This is a genomic window from Kitasatospora sp. NPDC034023 (assembly GCF_055575795.1).
In genome coordinates this window covers 444,764-462,102 of record NZ_JBVIRY010000002.1, presented here as the reverse complement: position 1 = coordinate 462,102, position 17,339 = coordinate 444,764, and the positions used below count along the sequence as shown (strand labels likewise).

Below are 17,339 nucleotides of genomic sequence, written 5' to 3'. Positions count from 1 at the left end.
CGTGAAAGGGTCCGGCCCGAGCATCTCGCGATGCCGGCCGCCCACCGGTGTCGCGCCGTGCCCGGATGCGGAGCCCGGGGGCCTGACGGGAGATCCACCCGCATGCTCGATAACACCGATCCGCAGCAGACTGCGGCCACGGAACAGAACGAAACCGCCGCGACCGGCAGCGAGGGCGCGTCCGCCGCGCCGCCGCGCCGTCGTCGCCGCGCGGTCTCCCGCCCGGCGGGCACCCCGCAGGGTGCGGCCGCCGAGGCGGCCGAGACGGTCCTGCCGGCCGAGGCGCCGGCGGCCGAGACCGCTCCGGCTCCGGTCGCCGAGAAGCCGGTCCGGGCCCGTCGGACCCGCAAGCGCGCCGAGGCCCCGGCCGGGGCGCCGGAGGCGACCCCGATCGTGACCACCGCGCCGGAGGCCGCAGAGGCTCCCGCGGCGGAGCAGGCCGCCCCGGCTCCGGCTGCCGAGCCGGTCGCGGAGAAGCCCGCCCGGGCCCGCCGCACCCGTAAGCGCGCCGAGTCCCCGGCGGGCGCGCCCGCCGTCGAGGCGCCCGCTGCCGAAGCCCCCGTCGTCGAGGCACCGGCCGTCGAGACCCCCGCCCCCGTCGCCGCCGAGCCGGCGGCCGAGGAGGCCCCCGCCGCTCCCGCCCGCCGCCCCCGCCGCCGCCGCGTGGTCGAGGCCGCGCCGGTCGTCGAGGCCCCGGTCGAGGAGCCGCAGGCCGAGGAGCCCGCCGTCGCGGAGGAGACCGAGGAGGAGGCCGTCGAGGCCGCCGCCGCGCCGACGGCCGAGCCCGTCGCCCCGGCCCCCGTCGTCGCCCCGGCCGCCGAGGCCGAGCCGCACCACCGGGTGCGCCGCCGCGCCGTCCGCCCGGCCACCGCGGTCTTCCAGGCCCCGGTCTTCCAGGAGCCGGCCCCCTACGTCGCGCCGTCCGTGCCGTCCGCGGTGTCCGCGCCGCAGCAGCCCGCCGAGGCCGAGGCCCCGGCGCCGGTCGAGGCCCCGGCCGCCGCCGCGCACGAGGAAGACGAGTTCGAGTACAGCGGCGTCGGCCGCCGCCGCCGGGTCCGTGCCCGGGTCGAGCCGGGCCGCCGCAAGTCGGCCGCCGGCAAGCCGAGCACCGCCAGGGCAGCCGCCACCAAGCCGACCCCCGCCAAGTCGGCCCCCGCCAAGCCGGTCGCCGAGGCGCCGGCCGCCGTCGCGCCGATCGAGGCCCCGGCCGTCGAGGTGCCCGTCGTCGAGGCCCCCGCCGCCGGTCCGGAGACCGAGGGCGAGTGGGAGGAGGACGGCCGTCCGTCGCGCCGTCGCCGCCGGGGCGGCCGCCGCCGTCGCCGTGGCGAGGCCGAGGAGTTCGAGGCCGCCGAGGCCGTCGAGGTCGAGCAGCCCGCCGCCGAGGAGCCGGCCGCGGCCGACGAGGAGGACGAGGACGACGACGACCTGGCCGCCGGCCTGTCCTCGTCCCGTCGCCGCCGTCGCCGCCGCCGTCGCAGCGGTGAGGCCGGCGCCGTCGAGACCGCCGAGACCACCGAGGACGGCGTCCGCACGGTGGTGAAGGTGCGCGAGCCGCGCCGCCGCTCCACCGAGCCGTCCTTCGACCCGGACGAGGTGCAGTCCATCAAGGGCTCGACCCGCCTGGAGGCGAAGAAACAGCGCCGCCGCGAGGGCCGCGAGCTGGGCCGCCGCCGGGTGCCGATCATCACCGAGGCCGAGTTCCTGGCCCGCCGTGAGTCGGTCGAGCGCGTCATGGTGGTGCGCCAGAACGGCCAGCGCACCCAGATCGGCGTCCTCGAGGACGGCGTGCTGGTCGAGCACTACGTCAACAAGGAGCAGGCCACCTCGTACGTCGGCAACGTGTACCTGGGCAAGGTCCAGAACGTGCTGCCGTCGATGGAGGCCGCCTTCGTCGACATCGGCAAGGGCCGCAACGCGGTGCTGTACGCCGGCGAGGTCAACTTCGGCGCGCTCGGCCACGGCGGCCCGCGCCGGATCGAGTCGGTGCTGAAGTCCGGCCAGTCCGTGCTGGTGCAGGTCTCCAAGGACCCGATCGGCCACAAGGGCGCCCGCCTGACCAGCCAGATCTCGCTGCCCGGCCGCTACCTGGTGTACGTGCCCGAGGGCTCGATGACCGGCATCTCGCGCAAGCTCCCCGAGAACGAGCGCGCCCGCCTGAAGCAGATCCTCAAGAAGATCGTCCCGGACGACGCGGGCGTCATCGTGCGCACCGCCGCCGAGGGCGCCTCCGAGGAGGAGCTGACCCGCGACGTCCAGCGACTGCAGCAGCAGTGGGAGGACATCCAGAAGAAGGCCGCGACCGGCAACGCCCCGGCGCTGCTGTACGGCGAGCCGGACATGACCGTCCGGGTCGTCCGCGACATCTTCAACGAGGACTTCACCAAGGTCATCGTCTCCGGCGACGAGGCGTGGAAGACCATCCACGAGTACGTCTCCAACGTGGCCCCGGACCTCGCCGAGCGCCTCCAGCGGTGGACCTCCGAGGTGGACGTCTTCGCCACCTACCGGATCGACGAGCAGCTGATGAAGGCGCTGGACCGCAAGGTCTGGCTGCCCAGCGGCGGTTCGCTGGTGATCGACCGCACCGAGGCGATGGTCGTCATCGACGTCAACACCGGGAAGTTCGTCGGCCAGGGCGGCAACCTGGAGGAGACGGTCACCCGGAACAACATCGAGGCGGCCGAGGAGATCGTGCGCCAGCTGCGGCTGCGCGACCTCGGCGGCATCATCGTGATCGACTTCATCGACATGGTGCTGGAGTCCAACCGCGACCTGGTGCTGCGCCGCCTGCTGGAGTGCCTGGGCCGGGACCGGACCAAGCACCAGGTGGCCGAGGTCACCTCGCTGGGCCTGGTGCAGATGACCCGCAAGCGGGTCGGCCAGGGCCTGCTGGAGTCCTTCTCCGAGCCGTGCGTGCACTGCAACGGCCGCGGTGTGATCGTCCACATGGAGCAGCCGAGCGTCCACGTCCACGCCCCGTCCGCCCCGGCGGGCGAGGCCGTCTCGGGCGGCAAGCGCCGTCGCCGGGGCAAGGGCGGCGCGGGCCAGGAGGAGCCGCTGGGCGTCGAGGCCGCCGTGACCGAGGCGGTGGCCGAGGCCGCCGAGCAGGTCGCGCAGGCCGCCGTCGCGGCCGTCGCCGAGCTGCCGGCCGAGCCGGTGCGCGAGGAGATCGAGGGCCAGCTGGCCCTGGAGGTCCCGGGCGTCGAGGCCGCGGCCGAGGCTCCGGTCGCCCCGGCGCCGGTCGTCGAGGAGGCCCCGGTGGCCGCTCCGGCGGGCCGCCCGCGTCGCCGCGCGGTGCGCAAGGCGACGGCTCCGGCCGGTTCTCCGGGCAGCGCCGAGATCGTCGTGCTGCAGGCCAAGGCCGAGGCGGCGCTGGAGGCGGCCCTGGAGGCCGCCGCCCCGGTCGTCGTGGAGGCCGCCGTCCAGGCCGCCGCCGAGGCGCCGGCTGAGCCGGTCGTCGTCGCGGAGGCCGCGGTCGTCGAGGCCCCGGCCGCGGAGGCCGCCGAGGCTCCCGCCGTCGAGGCCCCGGTCGAGGAGGCCGCCGCCGAGGAGGCGCCGGCGCCGAAGAAGCGGGCCGCCCGCAAGACCGCCGCGCAGAAGACCGCCACGCAGAAGACCGCCGCCAAGAAGACCGCCGCCAAGAAGACGGCCACGGCGGCCAAGAAGACCACCGCCCGCAAGACCGCGACCAAGCGGACCAGTGCGGCGGCCAAGAAGGCCGCGGCCGCCGAGGGTGATACGGCGGCCGAGTAGTGCCCACGCCCGGGGCGGGAGCCATCCCGCCCCGGGCCGTACGGGCCGGTTTGCCCCTCGGGCTGCCGGTCCGTATTCTTGACCATCGGCGTGTCTACGCCATTGCTCCCGAGCACATCACCTTCCCGAGGTCGCCGCGTCCGCGCGGAGGGCCGGGGAGAGGCTCCTGTGTCCGTACCCAGGTGGCTGGCGTCGGGGGTTCCGACCGAGCAAGGAAAGCAGGTACCGCATGTACGCGATCGTTCGCGCAGGCGGCCGCCAGCACAAGGTCGCCGTCGGCGACGTGCTGGAGATCGACCGTATCGAGGCCAAGCCGGGTGACTCGGTCGAGCTCTCGACCATCCTCATCGTCGACGGTGACGCGGTCACCTCCGACCCGTGGGTCCTGGCCGGCGTGAAGACTCACGCCGAGGTGGTCGACCAGACCAAGGGTGACAAGATCGTCATCCTGCGTTACAAGAACAAGACCGGCTACCGCCGCCGTCAGGGCCACCGTCAGCGCCACACCGCGGTGCGCATCACCAGCATCGACTCGGTCAGCAAGTAAGGGGATAGCGAGATATGGCACACAAGAAGGGCGCAAGCTCTACCCGTAACGGCCGTGACTCGAACGCCCAGCGCCTCGGCGTGAAGCGCTTCGGCGGCCAGGTCGTCTCGGCCGGCGAGATCATCGTCCGCCAGCGCGGCACCCACTTCCACCCGGGTGCGGGCGTCGGTCGCGGTGGCGACGACACCCTGTTCGCGCTGACCGCCGGTGCCGTGCAGTTCGGCAACCGTCGCGGCCGCAAGGTCGTCAACATCGTGGCCGTCGAGGCCTGAGTCCCCGCGGACTCCCGAGTCGTATAGAGACTCACTGTGAGGGGTGGGCCGGAATTCTCCGGTCCACCCTTCACGCTTTACGCAGGTAGCAAGCAGACTCTCGCGCACTGGAGGCACACCCATGACCACCTTCGTGGACCGCGTCGAACTTCACGTCGCCGCGGGTAACGGGGGCCACGGCTGCGCCTCCGTGCACCGCGAGAAGTTCAAGCCGCTCGGCGGCCCGGACGGCGGCAACGGCGGTGAGGGCGGCAGCGTCATCCTCACCGTGGACTCGCAGGTCACCACCTTGCTCGAGTACCACCACTCGCCCAAGCGCAAGGCCACCAACGGCAAGCCGGGCGCGGGCGGCCACCGCACCGGCGCGGCCGGCGAGGACCTCGTCCTCGTCGTGCCGGACGGCACCGTGGTGCTGGACCGCCAGGGCAACGTGCTGGCCGACCTGGTCGGACACGGCACCAGCTTCGTCGCCGCCCAGGGCGGCCACGGCGGCCTCGGCAACGCCGCGCTGGCCTCGGCCCGCCGCAAGGCGCCCGGCTTCGCGCTGCTCGGCGAGCCCGGCGAGGCCCGCGACATCGTGATGGAGCTCAAGTCCGTCGCCGACGTGGCCCTGGTGGGCTACCCGAGCGCCGGCAAGTCCTCGCTGATCTCGGTGCTCTCCGCCGCCAAGCCGAAGATCGCGGACTACCCGTTCACCACCCTGATCCCCAACCTCGGGGTGGTCACCGCGGGCGAGATCGTCTACACCGTCGCCGACGTGCCCGGCCTGATCCCCGGCGCCAGCCAGGGTCGCGGCCTGGGCCTGGAGTTCCTGCGGCACGTCGAGCGCTGCTCGGTGCTGGTGCACGTGCTGGACTGCGCCACCCTAGAGCCCGGCCGCGACCCGCTGACCGACCTGGAGACCATCGAGGCCGAGCTCGCCGAGTACGGCGGCCTGGACGACCGCCCGCGCCTGGTCGCGCTCAACAAGGTGGACGTGCCGGACGGCCAGGACATCGCCGACCTGACCCGCACCTCCCTGGAGGAGCGCGGCTACCGGGTGTTCGAGGTCTCCGCCGCCTCCCGCAAGGGCCTGCGCGAGCTGAGCTTCGCGATGGGCGGGATCGTCGCCGAGGCGCGCGCCGCCAAGCCGGTCGAGGAGTCGACCCGGATCGTGCTGCGGCCCAAGGCCGTCGACGACGCCGGCTTCACCATCACCGAGGAGGAGGGCGCGTACCGCATCCGCGGTGTCAAGCCGGAGCGCTGGGTCCGCCAGACCGACTTCTCCAACGACGAGGCCGTCGGCTACCTCGCCGACCGGCTGGCCCGCCTCGGCGTCGAGGACAAGCTCTGGAAGGTCGGGGCGCACGAGGGCGACACCGTCATCATCGGCCCGGACGAGAACGCCGTCGTCTTCGACTGGGAGCCGACCATGGCCGCCGGCGCGGAGATGCTCGGTCGCCGCGGTGAGGACCACCGCATGGAGACCCAGCGCCCGGCGGTCGACCGCCGCCGCGAGAAGCAGAAGGGCCGGGACGCGGCCGAGGCCGAGTTCCTCGCCTTCGAGGCGCTGTCCAGCGGCCGCCAGGCCGCCGTCGAGGGCGACGACGACGAGGACTGAGCCGGTCGGACCGGCTGACGCGAACGGCCCCCGCCACCTGTCGAGGTGGCGGGGGCCGTTCCCGTGCTCAGGGGTGGCGCGGCGTCACTTGGTCCAGGCCGCCTGGACCTTGGAGACGTCGGTCGAGTCGCCGTAGCCGACCATCGCCGGGGAGCCGCCGGCCGGGAAGCTGACGATGTCGCAGCCCTTGAACTCGACGCCCTTGGTGGCGCCCGAGAAGCTCGGGGTGGTGCACTTGGCGATCGGGGTCGAGCCGACGGGGTTGGCGAACATCCCGAGGTTGCCGGAGGCGTCGTAGACCCTGAACTTGGAATCGGGGGCGGCGAAGGTCAGCTTGGTGTCCCCGAGGTTCTTCATGGTCCAGCTGACGTAGTACAGCGCGCGGCCGTCCAGGCCGGTGGTGTTGGCCTTGGCGTCCTGGAAGTCCTTGAGCGAGCCCGGGGCGACGCCGGTGACGTTGATCTCCAGCTTGGCGGCGGCGTTGAAGGTCTTGTCGGCGAAGTCCACGGTGGCGGGCTGGCCGAACTTCACCGAGGTGCCGGCCTGCGGCAGCTTGCCGCCACCGGCCCCGCCGCCCGCGGCGCCGGCCGTACCGGCACCGCCCGTGGCCGCACCGCCGGTCGCTCCGGCCGCGGCCGCGCCGCCGGTGGCCCCGCCGGTCGGGGCGGCGGTCGAACCGCCGCTCGCACCGCCGGTGGCCGCCCCTCCGCCGGTGGCCGCACCGCCGGCGGTGGCATCCGGGGCGCCGCTGGTCGGCGCCGGAGCGGCACCGGTGGAGCCGCCCGCCGGAGCGGCCGGGTCGGCGTTGTCCGGGCCACAGGCCGCGAGGGACAGGGCGGTGGCCACCGACAGGGCGGCGACGGTCAGCTTGGTGGTGTACGAACGCATGATGCGCTTTTCTCCTGGGCGTGCGGCCGCGAACCGTTGCCGGCCTGCCCAGTGCGGCGCCGCCGCCTTCTCGTGACACGAAGAGTCGAAGACGAAAATGGGTCCAGCGGGCAAGAAGCCGTCCCCCGATCTGGCTTTCGGTCAGGGACCATACCAGCCATCCGGATTGGCGGACGGCCTGTGGCAAGCCCGTGACCAGGCCGGGTCCAGCCGGTGAAACAGCCTGCGGGGGACCCGCACGAATCGCGTAGATTTCGGGAGTGACGACCGGGCCCGGGCCCGCCGTACCCGCACCACACCGGAAGGGCGTACAGCGAGATGAGCGAGGACTCTCTGCGGGAGGAGGTGCTGACCGCACGGCGGATCGTGGTCAAGGTCGGCTCCTCCTCACTGACCACGGCGGCCGGCGGCCTGGACGCCGACCGCGTCGACGCCCTGGTGGACGCGCTCGCCAAGGTGCGCAACCGCCCCGACGCCCCGGAGGTCGTACTCGTCTCCTCCGGCGCCATCGCCGCCGGACTCGCCCCGCTCGGCCTGGACAAGCGCCCCAAGGACCTGGCCCGCCAGCAGGCCGCCGCCAGCGTCGGCCAGGGACTGCTGGTCGCCCGGTACACCGCCTCCTTCGCCCGGTACGGCATCCGGGTCGGCCAGGTGCTGCTCACCGCCGAGGACGCCAGCCGCCGCGCCCACTACCGCAACGCCTACCGCACCCTGGACCAGCTGCTGGCGATGGGCGCGATGCCGATCGTCAACGAGAACGACACCGTCGCCACCGCCGAAATCAAATTCGGCGACAACGACCGGCTCGCCGCACTGGTCGCCCACCTCGTCCGGGCCGACCTGCTGGTGCTGCTCTCCGACGTGGACGGCCTCTACGACGGCGACCCGTCCCGCCCCGGCACCAGCCGGATCGCCCGGGTGGGCGGCCCGCACGACCTCGACGGCATCGAGATCGGCAGCGCGGGCAAGGCTGGGGTCGGCACCGGCGGCATGGTCACCAAGGTCGAGGCGGCCCGGATCGCCACCGGCGCGGGCATCCCGGTCGTGCTCACCGCGGCCAGCCAGGCCGCCGACGCCCTGGCCGGCCGCCCCACCGGCACGCTCTTCCTGCGCACCGGCGCCCGCACCTCCGACCGGATGCTCTGGCTGGCCCACGCGAGCAGCCCGCGCGGCGCCCTGCACCTGGACGCGGGCGCCGTCGAGGCGGTCGTCTCCGGCGGCGCCTCACTGCTGCCGGCCGGGGTCACCAAGGTCGACGGGGAGTTCGCCGCGGGTGATCCGGTGGACCTTCTTGCCGAAAACGGCCACATCGTGGCTCGCGGACTGGTCAACTTTGATGCGAGGGAGTTGCCCCGCCTGCTCGGCCGGTCCACCCGCGACCTGGCCCAGGAGTTCGGCGCCGCATACGAGCGCGAGGTCGTCCACCGCGACGACCTGGTCGTTCTGCGCGGCTGACCGGCCGGCGGGCCGGCACCGGCCGCCGGCCGATCGGCACAGTGCGGACGGCGGGCCGTTCCGGCCGGGAACGGCCCGGCCGCGGGCGAGGAGGGGCGCAGCCCAACCGGTCGGCCGAAGGGCCGACGGGGCCGGTGGGGACGACACGAGATCGCCGAACAGGAGGCCGCCGGTGGAACGCAGGCGCGAGGCAGCGCTGACCGGAGGGACGGCGGGCCGGCGGCTGACCAGCATCGACGGCGGACGCGGGGACGGCCCCGCCGAGCCGGCCGGTCCGCCGCTGCAGGGACCCGGCGGGTCGCGCGGACTGCGGTCCCAGCGCGCGGACGCGGCGGAGCCGCCCACCGTGCCCGAACAGGCGCGGCTGTGGCACGTGGTGCTGAGCGTGGCCGGGCAGGTCACCCCGCTGTCCTCGCTGCGCGCCTCACTGGAGCAGCTGGCGCACGACCACTCGTTCTTCCTGACCGCCCGCTACGCGGCCGACCACGCCGAGATCCGGTACTGGGAGCAGGCCCGGGACCTGCACGACGCGGCGGCGATCGCGCTGCGGCTCTGGGGCGAGCACAAGGTCACCGCCAACCTCCCGCCGTGGGAGATCGTCGGGCTGGAAGTGGTCGACCGGGCGACGTACCACAAGCGGGTCGCGGAGGGCTTCGGCACCCCGTCGCCGAAACTGGGCGGCGTCTACCCGTACTGACCGGACCACGCGTACTGACCGGACCACGCGTACTGACCGGACCACGCGTACCGACCGGACCACGCGTACCGACCGGACCACGCGTACCGACCGGACCACGCGTACCGACCGGACCTCCTCGCACGTTCGCGCGTGCGCACGGGCGGCACGTACCCGTACCGACCGGCCCTGTTCGGATGGCGAAACGCGGGCGGGCGGGGCGGGCGCAGTCGCTACCCTTGGCGGCATGACCAGCGACCTCGCCACCGCCGACAGCCCCGTCCTCGCCGTAGCGCGCCGAGCCCGGGAGGCCGCCGCGGCGCTCGCCCCGCTGCCGCGCAAGGCGAAGGACGCCGCGCTGCTGGCGATCGCGGACGCGCTGGTGGCCCGCAGCGCCGAGATCGTCGCGGCCAACGCCGAGGACGTGGCCCGGGCCCGGGAGGCCGGGACGCCCGAGTCGGTGATCGACCGGCTGACCCTGACCGGCGAGCGGATCGCCGCGATCGCCTCCGACGTGCGCGACGTGGCCGGACTGCCCGACCCGGTCGGCGAGGTGGTGCGCGGCTACACCCTGCCGAACGGCCTGGACGTGCGGCAGGTCCGGGTGCCGCTCGGCGTGGTCGGCATCATCTACGAGGCCCGCCCGAACGTCACCGCCGACGCCGCCGCGCTCTGCCTCAAGTCCGGCAACGCGGCGCTGCTGCGCGGCTCGGCCTCGGCCTACCGCTCCAACACCGCGCTGGTCGCCGTCCTGCGGGACGCCGTCGCCGCGGCCGGGCTGCCCGCCGACGCGATCCAGCTGGTGCCGGGGGAGAGCCGCGACTCCGTGCAGGAGCTGATGCGCGCCCGCGGCCTGGTCGACGTACTGATCCCGCGCGGCGGCGCCTCGCTGATCCGCACCGTCGTCGAGGGCTCGACCGTCCCGGTGATCGAGACCGGCACCGGCAACTGCCACGTGTACGTGGACGCCGACACCGACCTCGCGATGGCCGTCGGCATCCTGCTGAACTCCAAGGCGCAGCGGGTCAGCGTCTGCAACGCGGCCGAGACGCTGCTGGTCCACCAGGACGTCGCGGACGCCTTCCTGCCGCTCGCCCTGACCGCCCTCGCCGAGGCCGGGGTGACCGTGCACGGCGACGAGGCGGTGCTCAAGGCCGCCGAGGGCGGCCCGGCCGCCGTGGTGCCCGCGACCGACGAGGACTGGGGCGCGGAGTACCTCTCGCTGGACCTGGCCGCGGCCGTCGTGCCCTCGCTGGAGGCGGCGGTCGAGCACATCCGCCGCTGGTCCTCCGGCCACACCGAGGCGATCGTCACCACCTCGCAGGCCGCCGCCCGGCGCTTCACCCAGCTGGTCGACTCGACCACGGTGGCCGTCAACGCCTCCACCCGCTTCACCGACGGCAGCGAATTCGGCTTCGGCGCGGAGATCGGCATCTCCACCCAGAAGCTGCACGCCCGCGGCCCGATGGGCCTGCCCGAGCTGACCAGCACCAAGTACATCGTCACCGGTGACGGGCACGTGCGGGGCGAGGCGGCGCAGACCGTCGGCGGGGCCCCGGACGCCCGCTGAGCGGGACCCGGCAGTTGGTCCGTCACACGTGTGACGGACCAACTGCCGGGAGCCACAGACAAAACGCCCGACCGGTAATACGCTGAATCCGTGGCTGAGGATGTGGGGGGCTTGCCGTACCCCGACGGCGCCGACCACGGTGGTGCGGACGACGAGTTCGCCACCGTGGTCTTCGATGAGGCCTTCGTCCGGTCCGCCGCCGTGCACGAGCCGACCGCCAAGGAGCGGCAACTCGCCGCCGCCGAGGCCCGGTTCGAGCCGGAGACGGCGGGCCCGGGCTGGGGCTATGAGGTCTCGGCCGGCGACGGGCTCCCGCTGGAGCTGCGCCCGTACCCGAGCGGACTCGACGCGGACCACCTCTACCCCGACCCCTGGTCGGGCCCGGGCCGGTCGGCCGACCGCCGGGGCCGGCGCCGGTGGCGGCCCGGCTACGACCCGGTGCGCGCCCGCGGCCGGTACGTGGCCCAGCAGCGCTGGCACCGGCCGGTGGCCTGGGTGCTCGCCGTGATCATGGGCGTGAGCCTGGTGGCGGTCGCGGTCGCGGCGATCTACCAGGGCACGGGCGGCACCTCGGGCACGCCCCGGAGACCGGAGTCCGGCAACAGCAGCGCCGGGGTGGACCTGCGCCCCGCGCCGGCCGAGCCGTCGCTGGTGGTCGGCGCACCGGCGGGCTAGTCGCCGCCCGGGACGCCGCGCGGGCGCACGCCCGGGGCGGGTGGTCACGGAGCGTCCCCAGGAATCTGCGCAGGGGCCCTCGTGGCGGCGCGGGTGTCCGCCTACCCTGGTGTTATGGGTGACCCGCGAGAGCCTCCTGAGGGTACGCCCGAGGGCGGCTCCGGCAACGAGGACGAATTCCGGTCCGTCGTGTTCGACGAATCGTTCGTCCGGGCCGCCCGGATCCAGGAGCTGTCCGCCCGGGAGCGACTGGCGGGCTCCTTCGGCAAGGCCACCCGGAAGCGGGTGCGGCTGGGCCCGCTGGGCACCGTGCCGCGTCAGGCACTCGCCCTGCTGCTGCTCATCCTGCTCGCCTTCGGGGCCGCGGTGTACTTCGGGGTCACCTCGCCGAAGGGGCTCGCGGCGCGACCCGAGGGAAGCCAACTGACCGTCAGTCTGGTCGCGTTGAGCCCGGCTTCGGCCGTCCACCCGGTCGCCGACCCGGCGAACCCCTTCGCCGCGCTGCCGCCCGGGTACGGGGACGGCACGGTCGGGCTGAACACCCCGACCGGGGCGCCCACCGAGCACTTCAGCCGGGTCGAGGTGACCAAGGCGCTCGACACCGTCCAGCGCTACCTGGTCTCCTCCTCGCTGGCCCCGACCGCCCTGGTCCAGGGTGCCACCGCGGACGTGCGGGCCTTCGTCACACCCGGTGAGCAGGCGGAGTTCGACGCGAGCGTGACCCAGCCGGTGGACGACCGGCACCACGCGGTGACCGGCTGGCTGGTCCGGTTCGACCCCGCGCAGGTCGCACTGGCCTCGGACACCGTGAAGGTGGTCGGCGCGATGCGGATCGACGAGGCGGACAGCGGGACGCTGCAGATCACCACCGACCACACCTTCGTCTACGCGCTGAAGCCGGCCGGAGCCCCGGCCGGAGCGCCGGTCACCCTGGAGACCGTGCGGCGGCAGCTGACCTTCCAGTTCGACCGGGTCGACCTGGCCTCGGCGCAGCTGCGGCTGGTGGACTCGGTGCTGCAGGCCGGGCCGGCGCCCTGCGGCACCTCGATGGCGGGCTTCCTGCAGCCGGTGCTGGCCACCGGGCAGGGCACGGTGGTCACGCCGCCGACGGCGGTCGACCCCGGCAACCACGCCCGCCCGGCGTGGCAGGTGTGCGGGGTGCTGGCGGGGAGCTGAGGGGCCGGCGAGCTGACGGGACGGGGAGCCGGAGCCGCGGAGGCGGACGGCCGGTGACCCGGGCGGGTCACCGGCCGTCGTCGGTGCTCAGCGGTCGGCGGCCGCTGGGGTCAGCCGTCAGTTCTCGCTGTGGTCGGTCGAAGCGGTCGAAGCGGTCGAGCCGTTCGAGGCGCCGCGGTTGCCGCCGGTGAAGGTGTCGCGAAGCTTGCCGCCCACCGTCGCGGCGCCGCCGGCGACGTCCCGGAGCAGGCCCATCAGCGGGTCCTTGCTCTCCTTCACCGAGGTCGTGTAGTGGTCGGCGGCGGCCTTCCACTGCTCGCCGACCGAGGTGTCCGAGTCGTCCGCGCGGCGCGGGTAGGCGCCCGTCATGATCGAGCGGTACTCGTCGCTCTCCGCCCACTTCTTCAGCTGGGCGACCCGGACCACCGCGAAGGGGTGGGTCTGCGGCAGCACCTGGAGCAGCTTGAGCACGCCGTCGCGCAGGTCGCCGGCCCTCTCGTACTCCGCTGCCTGCTCCAGGAAGGCGTCGACGTTCATCTCGGCCAGGTTGTGCCCGCCGGCCAGCTTCATCAGGGCCCGCATGGACGCCTGGAGGTCCTGCCCGGCGAGCAGGCCGGCCCGGTCGCTGGACAGCTCCGCCTTGCGGAACCACTCCTTGAGCGCGGTGACGAGGGCCATGATCGCCAGGTTGCCGAGCGGCACCCAGGCGATCCGGGCCGCGATGTTGGTGAGGATCATCAGCATCGTCCGGTAGACGGCGTGGCCGGACATCGCGTGGCCGACCTCGTGGCCGATGACCGAGCGCAGCTCCTCCTCGTCGAGCAGCTCGACCAGGCCGCTGGTGACCACGATGATCGGGGTGTCGATGCCGATGGTGAACGCGTTGACCGTCGGGTCCTGGGTCACGTACAGGTCCGGGACCTGCTCCAGGTCGAGCACGTAGGCGGTGTCGCGCACCATGTCGTACAGCTCGGGGAACTGGCGCTCGGAGGTCTTCACCGCGGTGGCCAGGAACATCAGCCGGATCGCCCGCTCGGAGACCAGCCCGGCGAGCTTCTTCAGGATGTCGTCGAAGCCGGACAGCTTGCGCAGGGCGACCAGCGCCGAGCGGTCCGCCGGGTGCTCCCAGGCCCGGGTGGAGATCCCGGGGAAACGCTCGCGGCGGCGGCTCGGGGTCTTCGCGGTCGTGTCGGTCATGGTCTGAGTACCTCCTGGTCGACGGCGGCCGCGGCCCGCTGGCCGGCCCCCCGCTGGTCTTCGCCTGAAACGACTGTCTGTGCAACGTCCGTGGTTGCGTACTCGTCCCCGCGGGCCAGCGTACGTGCGGGCCCGGCCGCGCCGAAGGGGTCGGTGGGCGGCGCCGGTGTGAGGCCGGTTTACCCTGAATGCCCTGGACCACCGAGACCGGACCCGGCCGCGGTACCGAGCAGTTCGAGGAGCCCCGCAGATGTCCACCGACACGCTTGTCAGCCTGGCCGCGCCCATCTCCGACGAGGCCGGCCCGGGCCTCTTCCTGCGGATCATCGTGATCGCGTCCTTCGTGGGCATCGGCCTGCTGGTCTGGCTGATGGCCCGCGCCTTCCGCGGCAACTAGGCCCACGGCCTGGCTCCGGGCCCGGCCCCCGGCCTCGCTCTCGGCCGGGCATCGGTTTCTTGGTCTCCCGCCTTCCGGTGGCTCGTACCGGCTCACGTCCGGTCAGCGGCGGTGGGCCGCCGAGCGGTTGCCGTGCCACCCCCCGTACGATGACGGGTGGGCCCTCACCGGCCCGGAACAACCCCCAGGTCCGTTCAACCGAGCCGAGAAGGTCCCGACGACCATGAGCACTGCTGCCGCACTCCCCGTTCTGAACCTGCTCGCCGAGGGCGAGGGGGGCAACCACGACAGCCTGAACCCGGCCCTGACGGGTGGCGCCGCCCTGGTGATCCTGCTGCTCCTGCTCTTCATCACCACCCGTTTCAACCGGGACCGCTGAGCCCGGTTCGGGGACCGCTCGGGGAGCGTCCGGCCACCGGCCGGCCGCTCCCTCACGCATCTGCGGACAACCCCCACCGGGTCTGCGAGCAACCCCCACCCGGGCGTTCCCGCACCGTAACGGGCGTCGCGTAAGGTGTGGCGGCATGGGAGAGCAGGCCGGGAATCCCGGCGGACCGGAGCCGGTGAAGAAGCGACTCGGGGTGATGGGCGGGACCTTCGACCCGATCCACCACGGCCACCTCGTCGCCGCCAGTGAGGTCGCGAGCGCGTTCCACCTGGACGAGGTGATCTTCGTTCCGACCGGGCAGCCGTGGCAGAAGAGCGACCGCCACGTCACGCCGGCCGAGGACCGCTACCTGATGACGGTCATCGCCACCGCCGAGAACCCGCAGTTCTCCGTCAGCCGGATCGACATCGACCGCAAGGGCCCCACCTACACCGTCGACACCCTGCGCGACCTGCACGCCCTGCACCCGGACGCCGACCTCTTCTTCATCACCGGCGCCGACGCGCTCGCCCAGATCCTGTCCTGGCGCGACTCCGACGAACTCTTCTCGCTGGCCCACTTCATCGGATGCACCCGCCCGGGGCACACTCTGTCGGACGCCGGGCTTCCGGTGGGCGGGGTCTCCCTGGTGGAGGTCCCGGCGCTGGCCATCTCCTCCACGGACTGCCGCAACCGGGTCGCCAAGGGCGAGCCGGTCTGGTACCTCGTTCCGGACGGCGTGGTCCGCTACATCGACAAGCGGGCGCTGTACGCGCCGCGCGGGACCTGAGCCAGGAGCGGCGCATGACCGAACGCAGCGATGGCCAGCAGCGGCCGGAGGACTGGTCCACCGGGCAGTACCAGCAGCGGTACCAGGGGCAGGGCCACGGCCAGGGCCAGGGGTACCGGCAGCACCCGCAGCAGCAGTCGTACGAGTCGTACGAGCAGCAGCAGCCGCAGTACGACCAGTACGGGCAGCCGGTGTACACCCAGGACCCGTACGGCTACCAGCAGCAGGGGTACCAGGGGCAGCAGGGGTACGAGGGGTACCAGCAGGCCGGGCAGACCGGTGAGGCCGGTCAGGCCGGTCAGACCGGGCAGTTCCCGCAGCAGCAGTCGTACGAGTCCTACGAGTCGTACGGGCAGCAGCCGCAGTACGACCAGTACGGGCAACCGGTGTACACCCAGGACCCGTACGGCTACCAGCAGCAGGGGTACCAGGGGCAGCAGGGCTACCAGCAGCCGTACCAGGCCGCCCCGGGGGTCGCCGAGCCGCAGGCGCAGCCCGAGGCCGCCTCGCCTGTCGCCGCTGCGCCCGTCGCTCCTTCCGCACCCGTGACGCCGCGTCCGCGGGTGCCCAGGCCCGCCGCCGAGGCGGCGCCGGCCGAGCCCGCGGCGCCGTCCGAGCAGGTCGCCGGGGCGCGGGGTGGCAAGGCCGGGAGCAAGGCGCCCAAGGACAGCTACACCACGGGCGAGTTCACCTTCGTCGACGAGGAGCCGGAGGAGTCCGAGGACGTCATCGACTGGCTGAAGTTCGCCGAGTCCCGCAGCGAGGTGCGCGCCGAGCGCCGCCGCAAGCTGCGCAACCGGCTGATCGGCCTCGGCGTGGTGCTGGCGCTCGCGGCGGGCGGCGTCGGCGGTTACCTGTGGTTCAGCGGCGACAAGCCGACCGCGGCCGCCGCGGCCGGCGGGCGCCAGGTCAACGTCGTCCACCTGCGCGACCTGCAGGGCAAGGTGTCCAGCGCGCTGCTGGTCGACGACGCCTCCGGGAAGAAGGGCACCGTGCTGCTGCTGCCCGACACCCTGCGGCTGCCCGGCCCTGCCGACCCGCCGGTCACCACCGTCGGCCAGGCCATGGACGCCATCGGCGCCTCGGCGACCCGGGACGGCCTGTCCACCGTGCTCGGCGCCCCGGTGGCCGGCACCTGGCGCCTGGACACCCCGTACCTGGAACTGCTGGTCTCCCAGCTCGGCGGCGTCCGGGTGGACACCAACGCAGAGACCCACGAGGGCGGCAAGCCGGACGGCAAGCTGCTGTCCGCGGCCGGGAAGAACACCATGCTCAGCGGGAAGGCCGCGGTCGCGTACGCCACGCTTCAGAACCCCGGCGAGAGCCGGGACGTCCAGCTGGCCCGGTTCGGGCAGGTCATGGAGGCCGTGCTGCGCACCATGCCGACCGAGTTCAAGGACGCCAAGGACGACGTGCACCGGATGAACGCGGTGCTCGACCCCTCGCTGCCCGAGGACGCCCTCGCCGGGGTGCTCGCCCAGCTCGCCCAGCAGGCGAAGGAGGGCCACGTCGGCACCACCGCGCTGACCGTCAAGCCGGACGGCAGCCTGGACGAGGCGACCGCCGGCAAGCAGGTCAAGGACGTGCTGGGCGGCACCGTGAAGTCCGCGGCCGTCGGCGACGCCCCGGCCCGGGTCGCGCTGCAGGACGCCAGCGGCAACGACGCGGCGGCCGCCGCCGCGCAGGTCCAGATCGTCAACTCGGGCCTGACGTTCATCCCCGGCGGAGCCAAGACCGCCGCGCAGGCAAGCAGTGAGATCCGCTACACCGACGACGCCCGGCAGGGCACGGCGAAGTCGCTGGCGACCAGCCTCGGCCTGCCGGACACGGCGGTGAAGAAGGTCACCGGGGACACCCAGAACGCGGACCTGCTGGTCGTCCTCGGCAAGGACTACCAGGCGCCGAAGAACCAGTAGGGCCGGCGGTGGGCCGTTCGACGGCCCGGCCCGCGGTGGCGCCACGGCCGGGCGGCCCCG

General features: G+C 73.9%; 15 protein-coding genes. 13 read left to right on the top strand and 2 right to left on the bottom strand.

The window, feature by feature from the left end:
• Window positions 1–102: 102 nt before the first annotated feature.
• The 4 genes from ACZ52R_RS04995 to obgE all read left to right on the top strand — a co-directional run bounded on the left by ACZ52R_RS04995 (window position 103) and on the right by obgE (window position 6,172).
• Window positions 103–3,753 carry an Rne/Rng family ribonuclease gene (locus ACZ52R_RS04995; protein ID WP_465752747.1) on the top strand — a complete coding sequence of 1,217 codons (3,651 nt, stop codon included), beginning with the start codon at window positions 103–105 and terminating at the stop codon, window positions 3,751–3,753.
• Window positions 3,754–3,982: 229 nt separating this feature from the next.
• On the top strand, window positions 3,983–4,300 hold the full coding sequence (gene rplU, locus ACZ52R_RS04990) for a 50S ribosomal protein L21 (RefSeq protein ID WP_360504158.1): 318 nt from the start codon (window positions 3,983–3,985) through the stop codon (window positions 4,298–4,300).
• Between the two features lie 14 nt (window positions 4,301–4,314).
• A complete protein-coding gene (gene rpmA / locus ACZ52R_RS04985; protein ID WP_030233756.1) occupies window positions 4,315–4,572 on the top strand; it encodes a 50S ribosomal protein L27 in 258 nt (85 codons plus the stop codon).
• Between the two features lie 121 nt (window positions 4,573–4,693).
• Window positions 4,694–6,172: a GTPase ObgE gene (gene obgE, locus ACZ52R_RS04980; RefSeq protein ID WP_360504160.1), complete on the top strand. Its 1,479-nt coding sequence runs from the start codon at window positions 4,694–4,696 to the stop codon at window positions 6,170–6,172.
• Between the two features lie 84 nt (window positions 6,173–6,256).
• Here obgE and ACZ52R_RS04975 read toward each other — a convergent pair whose 3' ends face one another.
• Entirely contained in the window at window positions 6,257–7,060 is an 804-nt protein-coding gene (locus tag ACZ52R_RS04975) for a hypothetical protein (RefSeq protein WP_360504162.1), read from the bottom strand.
• A gap of 318 nt (window positions 7,061–7,378) precedes the next feature.
• Here ACZ52R_RS04975 and proB point away from each other — a divergent pair, with 318 nt between their 5' ends.
• The 5 genes from proB (at window position 7,379) to ACZ52R_RS04950 (ending at window position 12,612) form a co-directional block, all read left to right on the top strand.
• Window positions 7,379–8,515: a glutamate 5-kinase gene (gene proB, locus ACZ52R_RS04970; RefSeq protein ID WP_360504164.1), complete on the top strand. Its 1,137-nt coding sequence runs from the start codon at window positions 7,379–7,381 to the stop codon at window positions 8,513–8,515.
• A 172-nt stretch (window positions 8,516–8,687) separates the two neighbouring features.
• Entirely contained in the window at window positions 8,688–9,212 is a 525-nt protein-coding gene (locus tag ACZ52R_RS04965) for a hypothetical protein (protein ID WP_360504166.1), read from the top strand.
• Between the two features lie 226 nt (window positions 9,213–9,438).
• The gene (locus tag ACZ52R_RS04960) at window positions 9,439–10,761 is read left to right on the top strand and encodes a glutamate-5-semialdehyde dehydrogenase (RefSeq protein ID WP_465620096.1); all 1,323 of its coding nucleotides are present in this window, start codon (window positions 9,439–9,441) and stop codon (window positions 10,759–10,761) included.
• Window positions 10,762–10,863: 102 nt separating this feature from the next.
• A complete protein-coding gene (locus ACZ52R_RS04955; protein WP_465620294.1) occupies window positions 10,864–11,436 on the top strand; it encodes an SCO2584 family spore wall biosynthesis protein in 573 nt (190 codons plus the stop codon).
• Window positions 11,437–11,550: 114 nt separating this feature from the next.
• Entirely contained in the window at window positions 11,551–12,612 is a 1,062-nt protein-coding gene (locus tag ACZ52R_RS04950; protein ID WP_360509515.1) for an SCO2583 family membrane protein, read from the top strand.
• 117 nt (window positions 12,613–12,729) lie between these two features.
• Here ACZ52R_RS04950 and ACZ52R_RS04945 read toward each other — a convergent pair whose 3' ends face one another.
• The gene (locus ACZ52R_RS04945) at window positions 12,730–13,809 is read right to left on the bottom strand and encodes a M48 family metallopeptidase (RefSeq protein WP_465662699.1); all 1,080 of its coding nucleotides are present in this window, start codon (window positions 13,807–13,809) and stop codon (window positions 12,730–12,732) included.
• Between the two features lie 250 nt (window positions 13,810–14,059).
• On the opposite strand from ACZ52R_RS04945, the gene ACZ52R_RS04940 reads away from it, so the two are divergent.
• From ACZ52R_RS04940 to ACZ52R_RS04925, 4 genes are all read left to right on the top strand, one after another.
• Window positions 14,060–14,206 carry a hypothetical protein gene (locus ACZ52R_RS04940; protein WP_360509512.1) on the top strand — a complete coding sequence of 49 codons (147 nt, stop codon included), beginning with the start codon at window positions 14,060–14,062 and terminating at the stop codon, window positions 14,204–14,206.
• 223 nt (window positions 14,207–14,429) lie between these two features.
• Window positions 14,430–14,585, top strand: a complete 156-nt coding sequence (locus ACZ52R_RS04935; RefSeq protein ID WP_224284513.1) for a hypothetical protein — start codon at window positions 14,430–14,432, stop codon at window positions 14,583–14,585.
• A gap of 145 nt (window positions 14,586–14,730) precedes the next feature.
• A complete protein-coding gene (gene nadD / locus ACZ52R_RS04930) occupies window positions 14,731–15,363 on the top strand; it encodes a nicotinate-nucleotide adenylyltransferase (protein ID WP_360509510.1) in 633 nt (210 codons plus the stop codon).
• 14 nt (window positions 15,364–15,377) lie between these two features.
• Complete coding sequence (locus ACZ52R_RS04925; RefSeq protein ID WP_465620102.1) at window positions 15,378–17,279, top strand: LCP family protein; 1,902 nt, start codon at window positions 15,378–15,380, stop codon at window positions 17,277–17,279.
• The last annotated feature ends 60 nt before the right edge of the window (window positions 17,280–17,339 follow it).